Annotated in this window: 19 protein-coding genes; 15 read left to right on the forward strand and 4 right to left on the reverse strand. The window is 66.5% G+C overall.

Annotated elements, in window-relative coordinates; translation table 11 throughout:
- Positions 1 to 13: 13 nt before the first annotated feature.
- Positions 14 to 979, reverse strand: a complete 966-nt coding sequence (locus DTA15_RS09170; protein ID WP_006476181.1) for an IS110-like element ISBcen8 family transposase — start codon at positions 977 to 979, stop codon at positions 14 to 16.
- Positions 980 to 1,659: 680 nt separating this feature from the next.
- On the opposite strand from DTA15_RS09170, the gene DTA15_RS09175 reads away from it, so the two are divergent.
- The gene (locus DTA15_RS09175; RefSeq protein ID WP_012493665.1) at positions 1,660 to 2,295 is read left to right on the forward strand and encodes a response regulator transcription factor; all 636 of its coding nucleotides are present in this window, start codon (positions 1,660 to 1,662) and stop codon (positions 2,293 to 2,295) included.
- Positions 2,296 to 2,313: 18 nt separating this feature from the next.
- On the opposite strand, the gene DTA15_RS09180 is transcribed toward DTA15_RS09175, so the two are convergent.
- Positions 2,314 to 3,663 carry a PAS domain-containing sensor histidine kinase gene (locus tag DTA15_RS09180; protein WP_006490924.1) on the reverse strand — a complete coding sequence of 450 codons (1,350 nt, stop codon included), beginning with the start codon at positions 3,661 to 3,663 and terminating at the stop codon, positions 2,314 to 2,316.
- A 305-nt stretch (positions 3,664 to 3,968) separates the two neighbouring features.
- Here DTA15_RS09180 and DTA15_RS09185 point away from each other — a divergent pair, with 305 nt between their 5' ends.
- From DTA15_RS09185 to DTA15_RS09230, 10 genes are all read left to right on the forward strand, one after another.
- Entirely contained in the window at positions 3,969 to 4,346 is a 378-nt protein-coding gene (locus tag DTA15_RS09185) for a DUF3331 domain-containing protein (RefSeq protein ID WP_020979990.1), read from the forward strand.
- 180 nt (positions 4,347 to 4,526) lie between these two features.
- Positions 4,527 to 4,853, forward strand: coding sequence for a response regulator transcription factor (locus tag DTA15_RS09190; RefSeq protein ID WP_229699545.1), 327 nt, complete (start codon positions 4,527 to 4,529; stop codon positions 4,851 to 4,853).
- A gap of 105 nt (positions 4,854 to 4,958) precedes the next feature.
- Complete coding sequence (locus DTA15_RS09195) at positions 4,959 to 5,813, forward strand: alpha/beta fold hydrolase (protein WP_006490933.1); 855 nt, start codon at positions 4,959 to 4,961, stop codon at positions 5,811 to 5,813.
- A gap of 113 nt (positions 5,814 to 5,926) precedes the next feature.
- On the forward strand, positions 5,927 to 6,604 hold the full coding sequence (locus DTA15_RS09200) for a hypothetical protein (protein ID WP_227743136.1): 678 nt from the start codon (positions 5,927 to 5,929) through the stop codon (positions 6,602 to 6,604).
- Between the two features lie 10 nt (positions 6,605 to 6,614).
- Positions 6,615 to 7,661 carry an alcohol dehydrogenase gene (locus tag DTA15_RS09205; protein WP_006490967.1) on the forward strand — a complete coding sequence of 349 codons (1,047 nt, stop codon included), beginning with the start codon at positions 6,615 to 6,617 and terminating at the stop codon, positions 7,659 to 7,661.
- On the forward strand, positions 7,658 to 8,377 hold the full coding sequence (locus DTA15_RS09210) for a hypothetical protein (protein WP_006490962.1): 720 nt from the start codon (positions 7,658 to 7,660) through the stop codon (positions 8,375 to 8,377). Before DTA15_RS09205 ends, DTA15_RS09210 begins: the two co-directional genes overlap by 4 nt.
- 45 nt (positions 8,378 to 8,422) lie before the next feature.
- Complete coding sequence (locus tag DTA15_RS09215) at positions 8,423 to 9,277, forward strand: alpha/beta fold hydrolase (RefSeq protein WP_006490929.1); 855 nt, start codon at positions 8,423 to 8,425, stop codon at positions 9,275 to 9,277.
- A gap of 31 nt (positions 9,278 to 9,308) precedes the next feature.
- Positions 9,309 to 10,316 carry a zinc-binding alcohol dehydrogenase family protein gene (locus DTA15_RS09220; RefSeq protein ID WP_006490957.1) on the forward strand — a complete coding sequence of 336 codons (1,008 nt, stop codon included), beginning with the start codon at positions 9,309 to 9,311 and terminating at the stop codon, positions 10,314 to 10,316.
- Between the two features lie 32 nt (positions 10,317 to 10,348).
- Positions 10,349 to 11,170 carry an alpha/beta fold hydrolase gene (locus tag DTA15_RS09225; RefSeq protein WP_006490960.1) on the forward strand — a complete coding sequence of 274 codons (822 nt, stop codon included), beginning with the start codon at positions 10,349 to 10,351 and terminating at the stop codon, positions 11,168 to 11,170.
- Positions 11,171 to 11,229: 59 nt separating this feature from the next.
- Positions 11,230 to 12,594, forward strand: a complete 1,365-nt coding sequence (locus tag DTA15_RS09230) for an FAD-dependent oxidoreductase (RefSeq protein ID WP_006490954.1) — start codon at positions 11,230 to 11,232, stop codon at positions 12,592 to 12,594.
- 88 nt (positions 12,595 to 12,682) lie between these two features.
- Here DTA15_RS09230 and DTA15_RS09235 read toward each other — a convergent pair whose 3' ends face one another.
- Together DTA15_RS09235 and DTA15_RS09240 are read right to left on the reverse strand one after the other, a co-directional pair.
- Positions 12,683 to 14,536: an ABC transporter ATP-binding protein gene (locus DTA15_RS09235; RefSeq protein WP_006490970.1), complete on the reverse strand. Its 1,854-nt coding sequence runs from the start codon at positions 14,534 to 14,536 to the stop codon at positions 12,683 to 12,685.
- 93 nt (positions 14,537 to 14,629) lie between these two features.
- Positions 14,630 to 15,649, reverse strand: a complete 1,020-nt coding sequence (locus tag DTA15_RS09240; RefSeq protein WP_006490969.1) for an alpha/beta hydrolase family protein — start codon at positions 15,647 to 15,649, stop codon at positions 14,630 to 14,632.
- 148 nt (positions 15,650 to 15,797) lie between these two features.
- Between DTA15_RS09240 and DTA15_RS09245 the strand changes: the two genes are divergently transcribed.
- The 4 genes from DTA15_RS09245 to DTA15_RS09260 all read left to right on the forward strand — a co-directional run bounded on the left by DTA15_RS09245 (position 15,798) and on the right by DTA15_RS09260 (position 18,828).
- On the forward strand, positions 15,798 to 16,394 hold the full coding sequence (locus tag DTA15_RS09245) for a TetR/AcrR family transcriptional regulator (RefSeq protein ID WP_006490952.1): 597 nt from the start codon (positions 15,798 to 15,800) through the stop codon (positions 16,392 to 16,394).
- Between the two features lie 126 nt (positions 16,395 to 16,520).
- The gene (locus DTA15_RS09250; protein ID WP_006490955.1) at positions 16,521 to 17,087 is read left to right on the forward strand and encodes a TetR/AcrR family transcriptional regulator; all 567 of its coding nucleotides are present in this window, start codon (positions 16,521 to 16,523) and stop codon (positions 17,085 to 17,087) included.
- A 223-nt stretch (positions 17,088 to 17,310) separates the two neighbouring features.
- The gene (locus tag DTA15_RS09255) at positions 17,311 to 17,736 is read left to right on the forward strand and encodes an organic hydroperoxide resistance protein (RefSeq protein ID WP_006481042.1); all 426 of its coding nucleotides are present in this window, start codon (positions 17,311 to 17,313) and stop codon (positions 17,734 to 17,736) included.
- Between the two features lie 57 nt (positions 17,737 to 17,793).
- Positions 17,794 to 18,828 carry an alpha/beta hydrolase gene (locus DTA15_RS09260; protein ID WP_006490920.1) on the forward strand — a complete coding sequence of 345 codons (1,035 nt, stop codon included), beginning with the start codon at positions 17,794 to 17,796 and terminating at the stop codon, positions 18,826 to 18,828.
- Positions 18,829 to 18,878 lie beyond the last annotated feature (50 nt).

Below are 18,878 nucleotides of genomic sequence, written 5' to 3' on the forward strand. Positions count from 1 at the left end.
ACCGTCTTCCGAGTCAAGCCCGATGAAGTGAATCGTCCCAAGGCGTGTTGGTTTTGACCATGGCATTGAGCATGGTTAGGAGCTTGCGCATGCAGGCAACAAGCGCGACCTTGGACAGTTTGCCGGCGGCCTTCAGGCGTTGATAGAAGGCTCTGATGGCGGGGTTGTAGCGTGTGGCAGTCAATGTAGCCATGTACAGCACGCGACGGATCGCGAAGCGGCCACCTTGAACCCGTCGTCGCCCATTACGTAAGCCGGAATCGCAAGCAATGGGAGCGACGCCAACGAGGGCTGCAATCTGACGGCGATTGAGCCGGCCCAATTCGGGCAGTTCTGCGATCAGGCAGGCGCTGGATACCGGGCCAATTCCATGTGTGGACTGCAACAGGCGGTCGAGTTCACCGAAGTGCTGGCGTACATGAGCGACCATCTGAGCGTCAATGTCATCGAGTTGTGCCTGGATGGCGGCAATGATAGCCAGCAGACTTGAATGCAGACCAACCGGCGTGATCTGGAGCCGCTGTCGCTCCGAAAGGAGCATGGTGAGTAGTTGGCGCCGTCGGGTCACCAGTGCAGCCAGCCACTGCTGCCGCTCGTCGGGAACGGGACGTAGCAAGCGGGACAGATCGTCCCGACGCAGTAGCACGGAAGCCAGTTCGGCAAGCATACGTGCGTCGATGGCGTCGGTTTTGGCCAGACGTCCCATCGAGCGGGCAAAATCGCGTGCTTGCCGAGGGTTGACGACAGCGACCGGCAAACCCGCACCTTGCAAGGCGCACGCCAGCTCGGTCTCGTAGCCACCGGTCGCCTCCATCACGACCAACTGCACGTTCAGCGGCTGAAGGGCAACAGCCAGGGCCGAGTGGCCCTCGGCATCGTTGTTGAATCGACGGATGTCCAGATTGGCACCCAGTACGGAAACATCGACGTGAGCTTTTGCGACGTCAATGCCGACCGTTACGGCAGAAGGAGCAGACATGATCTTCGGATCCCATGCTTGTACATGCGCACTCGATGTAAATGGCGCGCGTAACCGTTCGGGCTTCAGGAAGACCAGCACGGCAACCGTGCGTTTTGTACTCAGTCACGGGCTCCAACACCCAAGCGCGGGGCAAACTGCACGGTCTCGTCTGGCTACCACCAGACTTTACCGTACTGGTCAGTACTGAACATACAAGCGCGGCCGGCCGATACCGGGTCCCGCGCTGCAACATCATGGCACGAAAGGAGGGAACTGCGTCCCTCCACGCGCGCCCATCGTCAATAGAATGTTCTTTGGGCGGTACCTGCTCGGGTAAGCCGAACCGAAGACTCGTCGACAGCGGACCGCACGCTCGTCCGCCCGCGGTTTTGCGAACCGTCCCTTGCAGCCCGCGTCATGTCGCCAGGCTGGAATCGTCCGTGTGTGCCGCAAGGACGCGCCCGGTCGCCGATTGCGTTGCCGCACGTGCGAAGCGTGTCCGGCATGTGCAGGCACGCCGTGCCGGCGCGCCGCGCGACGCGAATGACGCAACCGCCGAAGTGGCGCGGATCGGCGAAGCGCTGCACGGGTGGCGGTCGGCCTCGCGGGTGGCCGGGACGGCGCGCGTCGTCGGCGCCGTGTCGGGCGACACGCGGTTCGCGATGATGAAAACTGAACGGACGGTTGGGGCGCAGGATATGTCAGATGCAGCGATGAAAGACGACTCGTCGCCTGTTGTATATGTCGTCGACGACGATCCGGCCATACGCGCATCGCTCGATACGTTGTTGCGATCGCTGGGCCTGCGCGTCGTGACCTTCGCGAGTACCGCGGAGCTGCGCGCGACGCACCGGGAGAATGTCACGAGCTGCCTGTTGCTCGATGTGCGGCTGCGCGGGGAGAGCGGGCTGGTGTTTCAGCAGGCGTCGGACCGGCCGTCGATCCCGATCGTCGTCATCACGGGGTTCGCGGACGTCGAAGTGTGTCGCAAGGCGCTGAAGGGCGGCGCGGTCGATTTTCTCGTGAAGCCGTTCACCGACCACGAGTTGATCGACGCCGTGAACCTGGCGCTGTCGCTGGATGCGGCACGGCGAGTCCGCAACGACACGCACGACGAGTTGCGGCAGTCGTTCGAGTTGCTCACGCGCCGCGAGCGCGAAGTGCTTGCGTACGTCGTCAGCGGCGCGCTGAACAAGCAGATCGCGTCGCATCTCGGATTGAGCCTGATCACCATCAAGCAGCATCGCGCAGCGGTGATGCGCAAGATGAATGCGTCGTCGCTTGCGGATCTCGTGCGCAAGTCCGAGGCGATCGGCGTGCAACTGGCGACATGACGCCGCGCGCCGCGAGCGTCATGCGGCCGGGTCGGTCGTGCGCGGGTGGGCCGGCAGTGCGAACGAGAAGCAGCAGCCGGCGCCCGGTTCGCCGCGTGCCCAGATGCGCCCGTGATGGGCGTCGACGATCGAGCGTGCGACCGTGAGACCCATTCCCATGCCGTCGTATTTGCTCGTGAAAAACGGATCGAAAAGCCGATCGATCGATTGCTGTTCGATACCCGGCCCCGTGTCGCATACGTCGAACACGACTTCGGCGTCGCTCAGCCTGGCCGAGACCGTCAGCATGCGCGCGTGCGACGGGCCGCTTTCGATCGCCTGGATGCCGTTCATCATCAGGTTCGCGAGCACCTGCTGGACCTGCACGGGATCGGCGAACAGGCGCGCGTCGGCATCGATGTTGCTGTCGACGCGAACGTTGCGTGCAGCGGCTTCCGGCGCGATCAGGAACAGCGCAGCGTGCACGGCGTCGGCGGCCGCGAAGTCGACGCACTTCGCCGGCGCCTTGCCGATGAAGCCGCGAATCTTGCGGCAGATTTCCGTCGCATCGCGCGCCCACCGGGCGGCCTGCGTGATCGCGGCAGCGGCCTCGGCGACGTCGGGCTCGTCGCGCTCGAGCCAGCGCAGCGCCGCTTCGGCCGACGAACCGACGGCCGACAGCGGCTGGCTGACCTCATGCAGGATCGAGGCCGACATCTCCGCAAACAGCGACACGCGGGCCGCGCGTGCGGCTTCCGCGCGCAATATCGCGAGCCGGTCGCTGTTCTCCTTCTGCTCGGTCACGTCGAACGCATAGAAATGCAGGCGCCGGTAGCCGTCCTCGTGCTTCGGCAGCGAGCAGCGCCATACGATCGGTACGCGGCGCCCCTTGAACGTCACGAGCGTGCGCTCGCCCTGGCAGGCGGTCCGGTTTTCGTAGATCGCGCGCAGCACCGCGCTGTTGCTGAGCCGGTCGGCCGGCAACAGGATCTCCGCGTGCTGTAGGAAATGCTCTTTCGATTCGGCGTCGAAGAGTTGCACCACCGCGTCGTTGGCCGCCACGAACGCATGCAGCGCGCGCAGCCGGGCGACGGCCTGCGGATGCTCGTCGAAATAGCGGTCGATATCCGAGACCCCGGCCATCTTCAGTTCCTTCACCGCGCGATAAACGCGCGACCAGTCTTCGATCAGGATCGGTATCGGCGCCGACAGGAAGAGCTCGCTTTCCGCTGGATGAGGGGCGTCAGGCGGTGCGATCGTCGGGGCTGCGGACGTGGACATGGGGACGTGGTGCTCGCTGAGGTTCGCGCGCGGCGCGAAACCGGATGACCGGAAGTGACGCATCGGGACGACGAACGACGTGCGCGTCCGACGTCGATGTAGCTGCAACTATAAAGCAGATCGCCGCGTGCTGCTGACCGCGACCGCGGGCGGATGCAGGCCGGCGCGACGGTCAGACTTTGGTATGGGAAGGCATCGACCACGGTCTGATGGATCGAAAAAAACCGTTCCTCTAGACTCGATTCCAACGTGAGTGAAGCGCGCGGCGCGGCCGATGGCGAAGCGGCAATGTTCGCGATGCGTCGGTGCGACGGATTGATCGCGCGAGCCGCGCATGCGCATCCAATGCGAGGGGAACGGTAGAGATGACGCAGCCAACGTGTGCATACGACGATGTATTCGAACGCGCGCTGATGGGCCTGCTGGATCCGTCGAGAACGGCGGGCGTGCCCGGCTCGCACCGGCGGCGCGTGCGCGGCAAGCGCAATGACGGCGCGCGCGAGACCGGCGCGCCGGTGGCCTCGCGGATCAGGATCGTCGAGATTCTGTCGGATACCGCTGTCAGCGTGCGCTGGAGCGACCCGAGGTACGGGCATTTCGGCGAACAGCTGTGGCATTGCGTGACCGCGAGAACGGCGTCGCGCTGCGTGCTGACCGGTGCGCCGATCAAGCCGGGCGATCGCGTGTATCGGCCGCGGGGGCGCGGCCGCACCGTTCCGTGCAACTGGGACAGGATGATCCATGCCGCGGCAGTCGCCCCGGCGCCGTGCGCCGGCGCGGACGGCCGGTGACGCGCGAGCGGGTGCGGTCGGTATCGGCTGCACCATACCTCGGCATGATTGTCGGCACCGGGGGCGGTCGGTACGCTGTCCGAAATCCGGTTGCGTTCCCGGCCCTGCCAGCGAGCGTGGCGTCACGCGAGACACTCTGTGCACGACAAGACGGTTTGCATCATCGACGATGAATTGGCGATGAGACAGTCGCTGGAATCGCTCGTGCGCTCGATGGGCGTGCGCGCGAGGCTGTACGCATCGGCCGAGGCGTTTCTCGAACACGGCGCGAGCGGGACGTCGCACTGCATCGTGTGCGATATCCAGATGGCCGGGATGTCGGGCATCGAGCTGCTCGCCGTGCTGCGGGGGGGGTGTTGCGACGTGCCGATCATCTTCGTGACCGCGCACCCGAGCGCGCGCCGGGTGCTCGAGGCGAGACGGCTCGGCGCATTGTGCGTGCTGGAGAAGCCCTTTGATCCGCGCGAACTCGTGCAGTGGGTGATGCGCGCGCTCACGGGATGCTGAAGGGGCGGCACGATGGCCCAGGGCGTAGCGACGCTGCGTTCGTGCCGCGTCATCGCGCCCGGGCATGTCCATTACGCGGTTTTGTATAGAACGATAGGAGAACTTATGGAAAGCGATAGTCCGAGCCTCGGCGCCAGCACGCAGTTCGTCGACGTCGACGGTCGACGCCTCGCGTATCGCACATTCGGCAGCGGTACGCCGCTCGTGTTGTGCGTGCGTTTTCGCGGCACCATGGACACGTGGGATCCGCTGTTCCTCGACACGCTCGTCGGACAGGGCTTCCAGGTCACGATCTTCGATTACAGCGGACTCGGGCAGTCGAGCGGCGAGCGAACCTATCATCCTGCGTCGCTCGCCAAGGACGCGATCGACCTGATCGTCGCGCTCGAGCTCGGCAAGGCGGTGATCGGCGGCTGGTCGGTCGGCGGAATGGCCGCGCAGATCGTGCTCGCAAAGGCGCCGCAGCTCGTCACGCACGCGGTGCTGATCGCGACCACGCCGCCGGGCCAGTTGGTCAGGGCCGGCGAACCGCTGTTCTACACGATGGCGAAGCGCGAAAACGACTTCGAGGATTTCGTCACGCTGTTCTTCGAGCCGGCCTCCGCGGCGAGCCGCACGGCGGCCGAGCTTGCGGCCGCGCGCGTCGCGCAGCGCAAGGTCGACCTGAGCCCGGCGGTACCGGTCGCGTGGGCCAGTGAGCAGGTCGGAGACGGCCCGCGGAACCCGGCCTTCCCGGTCGATGCCGTGCTCGATGCGTTGCGCTCGACGTCGATTCCGGTTCTTCATGTCGGCGGCGATCACGACATCGTGTTCCCGGTGGAGAACTGGTATGCGCTCAACGGCCAGCTGCCGACGCTGCATCTCGTGACGCTGCCGCGTACCGGGCACGGGCCGCAACTTGAGTATCCGGTGGCTTGCGCGAGGCACATCGCGGCGTTCGTCGGCGTGCACGCCGGCTGATCGCGCGCGGCGCCGCCCGGGCCGCGCGGCAGAAGAATGAGGAAGACTTTTCATATCGTTTAGGATGACAAATGGAAGATCTGGTTGATTTGGCGATTCGCGCCGCAGGGGGAATGGAACGCTTCAAGCGCTTTCGCAGCGTATCGGCGCAGTTGCATCACACGGGCGCGATCTGGGCGCTGAAGCAGCGCGACGGCGTGCTCACCGATTCGCGTGTGACGGTGCAGCTGCACGAGCAGCATGTCTCGCATGCTCCGTTCGCCCCAACGACGGATCACTCCGTCTACACGCCCGCGCGCGTCGAGATCCGCCGGGACGACGGTACCGTGGTCGATACGCTCGACGCCCCTCGCGCGTCGTTCGACGGCTACGAAATGGAGACACCGTGGTCCAACGCACAGCTGGCGTACTTCGCCGGCTACACGATGTGGACGTATCTGACGTCGCCGTTCCTGCTGCGCCACGGCGGCGTTCGCAGCCGCGAAATCAAGCCGTGGATCGTCGACGGGCTGCCGTGGCGGCGTCTGCATGTCGAGTTTGCGCCGGAGATCGCCACGCATAGCGCCGTGCAGACGTTCTACTTCGACGCGGACGGGCTGCTGCGCCGGCACGACTACGAGGTCGACATCCAGGGGCGCAACGCGGCTGCGCGGTACATCAGCGACTACGTCGACGTGCAAGGCATCCTGATGCCGACGCGCTTCCGGATTTATCCGCGCACCGATGCGAACGTGGCGCTGCCCGCCCCGTTGATCGTCGGTGTCGATCTGTCGAATTTCCGTTTCGAGTAACGAGGCAATCATGACGAATCAAGCGACTTATCGCGCGGCGGTAGTCAAGGCGCCTGGGCAACTGGAACTGGTCGAGCGGCCGATTCCCGCGCCGGCGCAGGGGCAGGTGCGCATTCGCGTCGAAGCCTGCGGCGTATGCCATTCCGACAGCGCAACCGTGGAGCGCGAAGCGCCTGACGGCGCGCCGCCGCGCGTACCGGGGCATGAAGTCGTCGGCCGAATCGACGCGCTCGGCGAAGGGGTGTCCGGCTGGCGGCTCGGCGAACGTGTCGGCGTCGGCTTTCTCGCCGGTGAAGATCGCACGTGCCCGTCGTGCCGGCACGGCGATGTCGTGAACTGCCAGAACCCGGTCATCACCGGGATGACGACGGACGGCGGCTACGCGGAAATCATGCTGGCCGAAGCTCGCGGGCTCGTGCGCGTGCCGGACGATCTCGACGCGGCCGAGGCTGCGCCGCTGTTGTGCGCGGGGCTCACCACGTTCAACGCGCTGCGCAATGCCGGCGCGCGGGCCGGCGACGTGGTCGCCATCCATGGCCTCGGCGGGCTCGGCCATCTCGCCGTGCAGTTTGCGAACAAGATGGGTTTTCACACCGTCGTGATCGCCCGCGGAGCCGACAAGGCCGCGCTTGCCGCGCAGCTCGGCGCGCATCGCTACATCGACGGGCGGACCGAGGACGTGGCCGCTGCGCTGCGCGCGCTCGGCGGCGCGAAGGTCGTGCTCGGCACGGCGCCGACGGGCTCGGCCATGGCCGACACCGTCGCGGGCCTGTCCGCGCGCGGCAAGCTGATCGTCGTTGCCGTGCCGGGCGAGCCGATCGCCGTGAATGCGGTCGATCTCGTGTTCGGCGGCCGCTCCGTGGTCGGCGCATTGACGGGAACGGTGACGGACAACGAAGAGACGCTCGCGTTCGCGCGGCTGCAGAACGTGCGGCCGATGATCGAAACGTTTCCGCTCGAGCAGGCGCAGGCGGCATACGACCGCATGATGCGCGCGGATGTCCGGTTCCGCGCGGTACTGACCATGAATTACGCATCCAACGGAGCTTCCGCATGAACGCAATCGCCCAATCCATCCTCGACGCCCACGGCGGGCTCGCGCAGTGGCGCAAGTTTCGGCAGGTGCGCGCGCGCCTCGTACAAGGCGGTGCGCTGTGGGGCCTCAAAGGTCACGCCGGCGTGCTCGACGACACCATGGTCACCGTCGCGACGGATCGCCAATGGGCGTCGCATGCGCCGTTCGGTGCGCCGGCCGCGCGCAGCGAATTCACCGGCGAGCGCATTGCGCTGCTCGATTCGGCCGGGCACGTGCTCGCGGCGCGCGAGCAGCCGCGCGGGTCGTTCGACGGGCATACGCTCGAGACGCCATGGGACGAACTTCAACTGGCGTTTTTCGCCGGATGCGCGATGTGGACGTACCTGAACGCGCCGTTCGTGCTTGCATGGGACGGTGTGCATTGCGAAGAAGACGGTGTCTGGAACGAACAGGGCGAAGCATGGCGCCGGATTCGCGTTCACTACCCCGACACGCTCGAAGTGTTCAGCAAAGCGCAGACCATCTACGTCGGGCCGGACGGCCTCGTGCGCCGGCTCGACTACGACGTCGAAATCGCAGGCAACACGCCGGGCGCGCATTACGTCAGCGACTATGTGACCGTGTCGGGGATCCGCTTCCCGACGAAGCGGCGCATCTACCCGCGTGCAGCCGACGGGCAGGCCGTGCCGGAACCGCTCGTCGTCTCGATCGACCTGCACGACATCGCGCTGAGCTGAGCGCGAACCACGGCGCGCGTCGCGCGCCCATCGAGGGAACTCATCATGACGCAATCTGCATCATCCGCCGCTCCGACCCGCTACGTCGATGCAGCCGGCGTGCGCTACGCGTATCGCCGCTTCGGCAACGAAAAGGGTGGGCGGCCGCTTCTGTGCCTTCAGCACTTCACCGGCACGCTCGACAACTGGGATCCGGCGATCGTCGACGTGCTGGCCCGCGATCGCGAAATCATCCTGTTCGACAACGCCGGCGTCGGCCGCTCCGGCGGACAGGTTCCGACGTCGATCGCGCACATGGCGCAGCACGTGCTGCACTTCGTCGACGCGCTGTCGATCGACCGGCTGCATATCCTCGGGTTTTCGCTCGGCGGCTTTCTCGCGCAGGACATTGCGATCGCGCGACCGGAGCTGGTCGAGCGGATGATCCTGTCCGGCACCGCGCCTGAAGGCGGCGAAGGCGCGGGGATGGACCGGCCGGAACTGCTCGCGATCTACACGGACGGCGAGATGCCGATGAGCGAAAAGCTCAAGCGGCTGTTTTTCCCGGCAACGCCCGCGGGCCAGACGGCCGCCGCCGCATTCGTCGACCGCCTCGCCGCGCGCACCGCCGAGCCCGATTTGCCGGCCGGCCCCGAAGTGGCGTCCGCCCAGCTGCAGGCGATGATCGCGTGGGCGAACTGGAGCGGTGACGTGGCAGGCAAGCTGGGCCGGATCAAGCAGCCGGCCCTCGTCACCAACGGCAACGACGACCGCATGATCCCCACCGCGAACAGCTTCGTGCTCGCGCAGGGGTTGCCGAATGCGACGCTGATCGTCTATCCGGATTCAGGCCACGGCGCGCTGTTCCAGCATGCGAGTGCGTATGTCGCGCACGTCGCGGAATTCCTGCGCGGCGCGTGAACGCGTCGCCGCCCCCTTCAAGGAGCCCATCATGAAAGCCATCGTATATGCAAAGGCCGGCGTACCGATCGACGATCCGACGTCGCTGTACGACACGGAGTTGCCCGTGCCGACACCTGGCCCGCGCGATCTGCTCGTGCGGATCGACGCGATTGCCGTCAACCCGGTCGATTCGAAGCTGCGGCTCGGCGTGCAGCCGAGCGGCCCGCGCGTTCTCGGCTGGGACGCGGCGGGAACGGTCGAGGCGGTCGGCGCCGACGTCGAGCTGTTCGCGCCGGGCGACAAGGTCTGGTATGCGGGCGACATCACGCGGCCCGGCAGCTACGCGGAATATGGTCTCGTCGACGAGCGGATTGCGAGCCGCCGCCCGACGACACTGGGCGCTGCCGACGCCGCGGCCCTGCCGTTGACTGCGATTACCGCGTGGGAACTGCTGTTCGACCGGCTGAAGATCGCCGAGCGCGGCGGCGCCGGGCAGAGCGTGCTGGTGATCGGCGCGGGCGGCGGCGTCGGGTCCATTCTCGTGCAACTCGCGCGCCGGCTGACCGAGCTGACAGTGATCGGCACGGCGTCGCGGCCGGCCACGCACGCGTGGGTCGCCGAGCTCGGCGCACACCACGTGATCGATCACGGCCAGCCGTTGCAACCGCAACTGAAGTCACTGGGCATCGACGACGTGGACCACGTGATCAGCCTCACGCATACCGACGCGTACTACGCGCAGATCGTCGACGTACTGAAGCCGCAGGGCCAGCTCGCGCTGATCGACGATCCGGACACGCTCGATGCGATGCCGCTCAAACGCAAGGCCATCTCGCTGCATTGGGAATTCATGTTCACGCGCTCGATGTTCCGCACGCCCGACATGGACCGTCAGCACGCGCTGCTCGCGCGCGTGGCGACGCTGATCGACGACGGCGTGCTCAAGAGCACCGTCGGCGAGCACCTCGGCAAGATCGACGCGGCGAACCTGCGACGCGCGCATGCGCTGCTGGAAGGCGGCCGCGCGAAGGGCAAGATCGTGCTCGAAGGCTTCTGAGCGCACACCGCTACCATTCCAACGGAATCACCATGACCACCATCACCACGCGAGACGGCACCCGGATTTTCTACAAGGACTGGGGCGTCGGTCGCCCGGTCGTGTTCTCGCACGGCTGGCCGCTGAACGCCGATGCATGGGACGCACAGATGCTGTTCCTCGTGCAGCACGGCTACCGCGTGATCGCGCACGACAGGCGCGGTCACGGCCGTTCGGGGCAACCGTTCGCCGGCAACGACATGAACACTTATGCAGACGATCTCGCGGCACTCCTCGACACGCTCGACGTGCGCGAGGCCACGCTGGTCGGCCATTCGACGGGCGGCGGCGAGGTCGCGCGTTACATCGGCCGTCACGGGACGAAACGAGTCGCGAAGGCCGTGCTGATCGGCGCCGTGCCGCCGATCATGCTGAAGACCGATGCGTATCCGGGCGGCTTGCCGCTGGACGTGTTCGACGGCATTCGACGCGGCGTGGCCGCCAACCGGTCGCAGTTCTATCGCGATCTCGCGGTGCCGTTCTTCGGCTTCAACCGGCCGGGCGCGACCGTGTCGGCGGGCACCGTTGACGCATTCTGGGCACAGGGGATGACGGGCGGCATCCACGGCCAGTACCAGTGCATCCGCGAATTCTCCGAAGTCGACTACACGGAGGATCTGAAGAAGATCGACGTGCCCACGCTGATCCTGCACGGCGACGACGACCAGATCGTGCCGATCGACAATGCAGGCCGGCTGTCCGCGCAGATCGTGAAGCACGCGACGCTGAAGGTGTATGAGCGTGCATCGCATGGCATGTGCGTCGTCGATGCCGATCGCGTCAATGCGGATCTGCTCGCCTTTTTGCAATCGTGACGCGGGAACTTGCGCGACTCACACACTTCGAGCGGGACGAACGGAACCTGGAGAGCAGCATGGCAGAGGTCAAACGGGTCGAATACCTGTTTCTGGGCGGCGGCAAGGGCGGAAAATCGCTTGCGATGGAGATGGCCCGGCAAGGCAAGCGCGTCGCGGTGATCGAGCGCGGGATGATCGGCGGCTCGTGCATCAACGTCGCGTGCATCCCGAGCAAGGCATTGATACACCGTGCGCGCGCGACGCATGCGTGGCGGGATGCGGCGCAACGGGAAGACGTGACGGCCGACATGGCGGGCGTTTCCGCGTATGTCGCGTCGGTCGTGAACGGGATGGTCGACGTCAATCGCCGCGCATTCGAGCAGTCGGGTCTCGAACTCGTGATCGGGGCGGGGCGGTTCGTCGCGCCGCGCACCGTCGCGGTGCGCGGCGCCGACGGGGCCGAAACGATCTACGAGGGCGAGAACGTCTACATCAACACGGGTACGGTCGCGTCGATCCCGGACGTGCCGGGACTGCGCGATGCGCAGCCGCTCACGCACGTGGAGGCGTTGCGGCTGACGACGCTTCCCGGGCATCTGGTTGTCATCGGCGGCGGTTATATCGGGCTCGAGATGGCGCAGGCGTTTCGGCGGCTCGGCAGCGCGGTTACGCTCGTCAGCGATACGCCGCGCGTCGCGATGCGCGAAGACGAGGACGTCAGCACGGTCATCCAGCAGGCGCTGACCGACGACGGCATTCGCCTCGAACTCGCCGCGCGGCTCGTCGGCGTCGAAGGCAGAAGCGGCGAGCGCGTCACGGTGCGGCTGGCCGACGGTCGTGCGATCGAAGGTTCGCACGTGCTCGTGGCAACCGGGCGCACGCCGCAGGCGGCCGGCATCGGGCTCGAGCTCGCCGGCGTCGAGACGAACGAGCGCGGGTTCATCAAGGTCGACCACCGGCTCGCGACGACGGCGGAGCGCACGTGGGCGATCGGCGAAGTCGCGGGTACGCCGATGTTCACGCATGCGTCGTTCGACGACTACCGTGTGCTGAAAGCCGGTATCGAAGGCCGTCCGGCGAACACCGCGGAGCGCGTCATTCCTTATGCACTGTTCATCGACCCGGAACTCGGTCGAATCGGCTTGAACGAAACGGACGCGAATGCCCGACAGATCGACGTCGGGGTCGCGAAGCTGCCGATGGCTTCCGTGCCGCGGGCGCGCACCGACGGCAACACGCGCGGGTTCATGAAGGCGCTCGTGCATCCGGGCACCGGCGCGATTCTCGGGTTCACGATGGTCGGCACGGGCGCCGGCGATGTGACGACCGTGGTCCAGATGGCGATGCTCGGGGGCCTGCCGTACACGGCGGTGCGCGATGCGATCATCGGTCATCCGATTGTTTCGGAAGGACTGAACCTGCTGTTCGCGACGTTGCATTGACCGGGCGGCGGAGGGGGCACGCATTGTGCCCCCGGTTCGTCCGACCGGCGATGATCGAAGTGCCGCCATGTTGCCATGGCGGCCCCGCTCACTGCTCGACGCTTTCCGCTTCCGCCGTCTCCCCGAGGAACCCACCGCTCTGGTGCGCCCACAGCGCGGCGTAAATGCCACCCGCCTGCAGCAACTGCTGGTGCGTGCCTTCCTCCACGATGCGCCCTTCGTCGAGCACGATCAGCCGGTCCATCGCGGCGATCGTCGACAGCCGGTGCGCGATCGCGATCACCGTCTTGCCGCTCATCAGGCTGTCGAGGCTGCGCTGGATCGCGACTTCGACCTCGGAATCGAGCGCGCTGGTCGCTTCGTCGAGCACGAGGATCGGCGCGTCCTTGAGCATCACGCGCGCGATCGCGACGCGTTGCCGCTGGCCGCCCGACAGCTTCACGCCGCGCTCGCCGACCTCGACGTCGTAGCCGCTGCGGCCGTGGCGGTCGCGCAGCCGGTCGATGAACTCGGACGCTTCCGCGCGCACGGCCGCGTCCTGCATCTCGCGCTCGGTCGCGTCGGGGCGGCCGTACAGCAGGTTCTCGCGCATCGTCCGGTGCAGCAGCGACGTATCCTGCGTGACCATCCCGATCGCGCCGCGCAGGCTGTCCTGCGTCACGTGCGCGATGTCCTGCCCGTCGATCCGGATCGCGCCGCCGCCGACGTCGTAGAAACGCAGCAGCAGGTTCACGAGCGTCGACTTGCCGGCGCCCGAGCGGCCGATCAGGCCGATCCGCTCGCCCGGCCGGATCGTCAGGTTCAGCCCGTCGAATACCGCGCGATCGTTGTCCTCGTGCGCGAACTGCACGTTGTCGAACACGATTTCGCCGCGCTGCACCACGAGCGGCTTCGCATCGGGCGCGTCGACCACACTGCGCACCTTCGTCAGCGTGTTGATGCCGTCCTGGATCGTGCCGACGTTCTCGAACAGTTCGGTCATTTCCCACATGATCCAGTGCGAATAGCTCGACAGGCGCAGTGCCATCGCGATCACGGCCGCGACCACGCCCGCGCTCGCCTCGCCGTGCATCCACAGCACGAGGGCGAGGCCGGCCGAGCCGATCAGCAGCAGCGTCGACAGCAGGTGGTTGACGATCTCGAACGCGCTGACGAGCCGCATCTGCGCGTCGCCGGTCGCCTTGAACGCTTCCATCGCGCGCCGCGCGTGGTCGGCTTCGCGCCGCGTATGCGAGAACAGCTTCACGGTCGTGATGTTCGAATACGCGTCGGTGATGCGGCCCGTCATCAGCGCGCGCGCGTCGGCCTGCCGGCTGCCGACCGCACCGAGACGCGGCACGAAATACGCGCACGCCGCGCCGTAGCCGAGCGCCCACAGCGCGAGCGGAATCATCAGCCGCCAGTCGAAGCTGGCGGCGAGCACGAGGATGCCGATCAGGTAGGCGGTGACGCCGATCACGACGTCGACCGACATGAACAGCGCGTCGCGCACCGCGAGCGCGGTCTGCATGATCTTGGTCGTCACGCGGCCCGCGAACTCGTTCGCATAGAACGACAGGCTCTGGTCGAGCATCAGCCGGTGAAACAGCCAGCGCAACCGCATCGGAAAGTTGATCGCGAGCACCTGGTGCTTGACCATCGTGTGCAGTGCGATCAACAGCGCGCTGCCGGCGAGGATCGCCGCGAAGCCCGCGAGCGCGCCGAAGTGGCGACCGCCGAATTCGGCCGGCGTCGACGACGACAACCAGTCGACCACGTGCCCCATCATCGCGAACAGCGCGGCTTCGTACGCGGCCAGCGCGGCCGACGTCAGCGCGATCAGCAGGAGCCAGCCGCGCGCGCCTTTCGTGCACGCCCAGACGAACGAGAAGAATCCCTTCGGCGGCGTGACGGGATCTTCGAGCGGGAAAGTCGGCAGGCGCCGTTCAAACCACGAATACATTGAAAACCTCTCCTTGATGCGATCGCGCGAGCGGGCGCGACCGATATTGCCTGATGCCTGTTCCATGTGCGGCGGCGCGCGCGGCGCACGCGTTCACTGCGACCGGATCCACGCTTCGATCGGACCGAGCGTGTCCGGCGCGTACGCGTGGCGCCCGAGCGCCATGTACAGCCACGTCTTCCATTTCGGCCAGTCGGACTCGAGCTGATAGTCGAACCAGCGGCCGAGCAGCAACGCATGCGTCGCGCCCGGCACCACGACGACGCGCCGGTCGGGCCGGTTCCCGAAGGCGTGCGCATAGGCATTCGCTTCGTCGGCCGGATCGACGTTGCGGTCCAGTGCGCCCCACACGGCCAGCACCGGCCCTTGCATCGTCGCCAGCGCCTGCGATGCGTCTTCCAGGTAGTTGAGCGCGATGAAACCGAAGCGGCGCGGCTCGATGTCCGGGCGCCGGGCCGGATCGGCCGGCGCGTCCGCCCGGCCGAAGATGGCGTCGTTCTCGCGTCGCTCGGCGGCCAGTGTCGCATCGATTCGATCCGGCTGCAGGCCCGTTGCCGCGAGTTGCTGGCGCGTCAGGTAGGTGCCTTGGCGGCGCCAGTTGACGGCGCCGCCGACGATCACCGAGAACGCGGGCCGCACCGCATTCGCCACGCGCGGAATCACCCAGCTGCCCTGCGAGAAGCCGAGCAGGCCGATCTTGTGCGCGGGGCCGGCCGCGGCGCGCACGCGCGCCATCGCGGCGACCGTTTCGTTCGCGCGGTCCTGCATCGATTGCGCGAGCCAGTCGCCGCTGCTGCGGCCGGTGCCCTGCTTGTCCCACGCGAATACGCCGATGCCGGCGTCGAGCAGGCTGTTGACGAGCGGCAGCATCGCGTCGTCCGCGAAGCGCGTGCGCGGCCCGTCGCCGTGCACGAGCAGCGCGATCGGCGCGTCGGGGGCGTGCGCCGGCAGCGCAAGCGTGCCGACGAGGTGGGCGTCGCCCGCATGGAACGTCAGCGTCGACACGGTCGCGCCCTTCAGCTCGAAGTCGGACAGGCCGCGTAGCGCAAGCGCGCCCGCCGCGACGCAAGCGAACGCGACGAGCGCGATACCGACGATGACGATGCGTTTCATGGGCCCTCTGATTGTTCGTGTGAGCGGATGTCGTGAGCGACGCATGCGAAGCGCACGCTGCCTTGACGGTTCCGAGATCTCGCAGAGATAATAGATCGACTGATCAGTCTAATAAATATTTGAGCCATCGTCGAGCACGGAGTTCCCGTTGAGAAAGATCGATCCTGAAAGAGTGGAAGCGAAGCGGCGCCAGATCCTGGATGCCGCGATCGACTGTTTTGCGCGCGACGGCTTCCATGCGACGTCCACGGCCGCGATCTGCAAGGCGGCCGGGATGAGCCCGGGCAACCTGTTTCACTATTTCCCGACCAAGGCGGCGATCATCGAGGCGATCGCGCAGGACGACCAGCGCGAGATGGCCGAGTTGTTCGCGAAGCATGCGGACGCCGACGATGCGCTGGCCGCGATCGAGGAGATCGCACTGACGTTGATGGAACTGTCGAGCGATCCCGTCTATGCGCGCATCTGCGTCGAGACCGCGGCGGAGGCGACGCGCAATCCGGACGTCGCCGCGTTGTTCGCGGCGAACGAGGCGCAGGTGAAGGGGCGCATGGTCGCGCTGATCAAGCGGGGTGTCGCGCAAGGGCGGATCGACGGGAGCCTGAAGCCGGATCTCGTCGCGACCTGGCTACTCGCGCTGGCGGAAGGGGCGGTCGGGCGCGTCGTGTTCGAGCCGGGATTCAAGCCGCGCGCGCATCGCGCGATGCTGCGGACGATCATTCGGCGGATGTTGAAGCCGCAGTGAGCGGAAGGGCGCGGCCCGGACCCGATTTGCGCGGGACACGGCCCACCGGCAGCCATCGACACGCATTCCGCCGGGGCCGTAAAAAAGTGCTTGACTATCTATCTATGAGTAGATAAAGTTCGACCCATGGAAACGAAACCGACCGTCCGCGAACAGATTCTCGACCACGCGATCACGCTGATGATGCAGCGCGGTTACAACGGCTTCAGCTATCGAGACCTGTCCGACCTGGTGGGCGTGAAGACGTCGAGCATCCACTACTACTTCCCGTCGAAGGACGATCTCGTGCTGGAAGCGGTGGCGGCTTATAGCGACGAAGTCCTCGCGGCCATGCGGGCGATCGATCCGGCGTTGCCGGCCGACGTGAAGCTGAGCCTGTACACGAAGATGTTCGGCCGCACGCTCGGCGACGGCCACCTGATCTGCCTGTGCGGGATGCTCGCGGCCGACATCGAGACGTTGCCGGACAACGTGCGGCAGGCCGTGCAGGCGTTCTTCAGCGCCAACGAGCGCTGGCTCGCGGAATTGCTGGCGCAAGGCGCGAAGGAAGGCACGCTGCAGTTCAGCGGCGAGCCCGACACGGCGGCGCGCACGTTGTACGCGGCGTTCCAGGGCAGCGTGCTGGCCAGCCGGCTGTTTCACACGCGGGCGCGTCTCGAGGATGTCGAGGCCGTCTGGAAAACGCGGTCCTGACGGACGGCGCCAGCAGTCAGGCGGTTCGCCGCCTTTTATTGGATCTCGTTATCTATCATGTAGTAGATAGATGGCTGGCGCAGATGGATCGACCATCTGCATTTTTTGGGGATATTTGTCTATCTATGAGTAGATAAATTAACGCAATGTCGGCGAGAACCCGCCGGCACGCGGTCCCCGGTTCGAAGGCTGTTTCATTCATTTGCTGAAAAAGGAGTCTGTCATGTCGATCGAAAAAGTGCTGTACCGCGCCCATGCAAAAGCCACCGGCGGCCGTGACGGCCGTGCGACGGTGCCCGAAAGCGGTCTGGACCTGAAGCTGACCACGCCGCGCGAACTCGGCGGCGCGGGCGGGGCGGGCGCGAACCCCGAGCAACTGTTCGCCGCCGGCTACAGCGCGTGCTTCATCGGCGCGATGAAGTTCGTCGCGGCGCGCGACAAGATCGCGATCCCCGCGGACGCGGCGATCGAGGGCAGCGTCGGCATCGGCGCGATCCCGAACGGGTTCGGCATCGAAGTCGAACTGAAGATCTCGCTGCCCGGCCTCGATCGCGATATCGCGCAAACGCTGATCGACCGCGCGCACGTCGTCTGCCCGTACTCGAACGCGACGCGCGGCAACATCGACGTCACGCTCACGCTCGTCTGATCGATCGCAGCACCAAACATTCATCGCCATTCGAAGCATCAACCAAGGAGTTGCACCATGAAGATCGTCAAGCCGCTGCTGATCGCCGCCGCCGTTGCAGCCGCGCTGTCCACCGCACCTGCCGCGTTCGCCGCGGGCGCCGACGCCGTCCGTCCCGATACGAAGACGAGCGCGTTCCTCGCCGCGCTGAACGGCCAGAAGGGCCCGGGCCTCGAAACGCTGAGCCCCGCGAAGGCGCGCCAGGTGCTGGTCGACGCGCAAAACGGCGTGAAGGTCGATCTGTCCGGCATCGACGTGTCGAACCGCACGATCGAGCAGGACGGCCTGTCGGTGCCGGTCACGATCGTGCGCCCGCAAGGCGTGACGGGTACGCCGCCGGTATTCGTGTTCATCCACGGCGGCGGCTGGGTGCTCGGCGATTTTCCGACGCACGAGCGGCTCGTGCGCGATCTCGTCGTGCAGTCGGGCGCCGTCGCGGTGTTCGTGAACTACACGCCGTCGCCGGAAGCGCGTTACCCGGTCGCGATCAACCAGGCGTATGCGGCGACCAAGTGGGTGGCCGCGCACGGCGCGGAGATCGGCGTCGACGGCAGCCGCCTCGCGGTGGTCGGCAACAGCGTCGGCGGGAACATGTCGGCTGTCGTCGCGCTGATGGCGAAGGACAAGGGCGGTCCCGCGATCCGCTTCCAGGGGCTGATGTGGCCGGTCACGGACCACGACTTCAACACCGGTTCGTACAACGCGTATCAGCAGGGCCACTTCCTGACGCGGCCGATGATGAAGTGGTTCTGGGACGCCTATACGAAGAACGAAGCGCAACGCAACGAGATCTATGCGTCGCCGCTGCGCGCGAGCATCGCGCAGTTGAAGGGCCTGCCGCCCGCGCTGATCCAGGTCGCGCAGTTCGACGTGCTGCGTGACGAAGGCGAAGCGTACGGCCGCAAGCTCGACGCGGCTGGCGTGGAGGCGACGACCACGCGCTACGACGGCACGATTCACGATTTCGGCTTGCTGAACGCGCTGGCCGACGATGCGCCGACGAAGGCCGCGACGAAGGCGATGGCCAACGAAATCGCGACGCGGTTGAAGTAACGCGACCGGTGGTCGTTCGAACCTGAACGGTGGGACGGCGGGCATCTGCC

Origin of the sequence: Burkholderia cenocepacia (assembly GCF_900446215.1) — a bacterium.
GTDB lineage: Bacteria > Pseudomonadota > Gammaproteobacteria > Burkholderiales > Burkholderiaceae > Burkholderia > Burkholderia cenocepacia.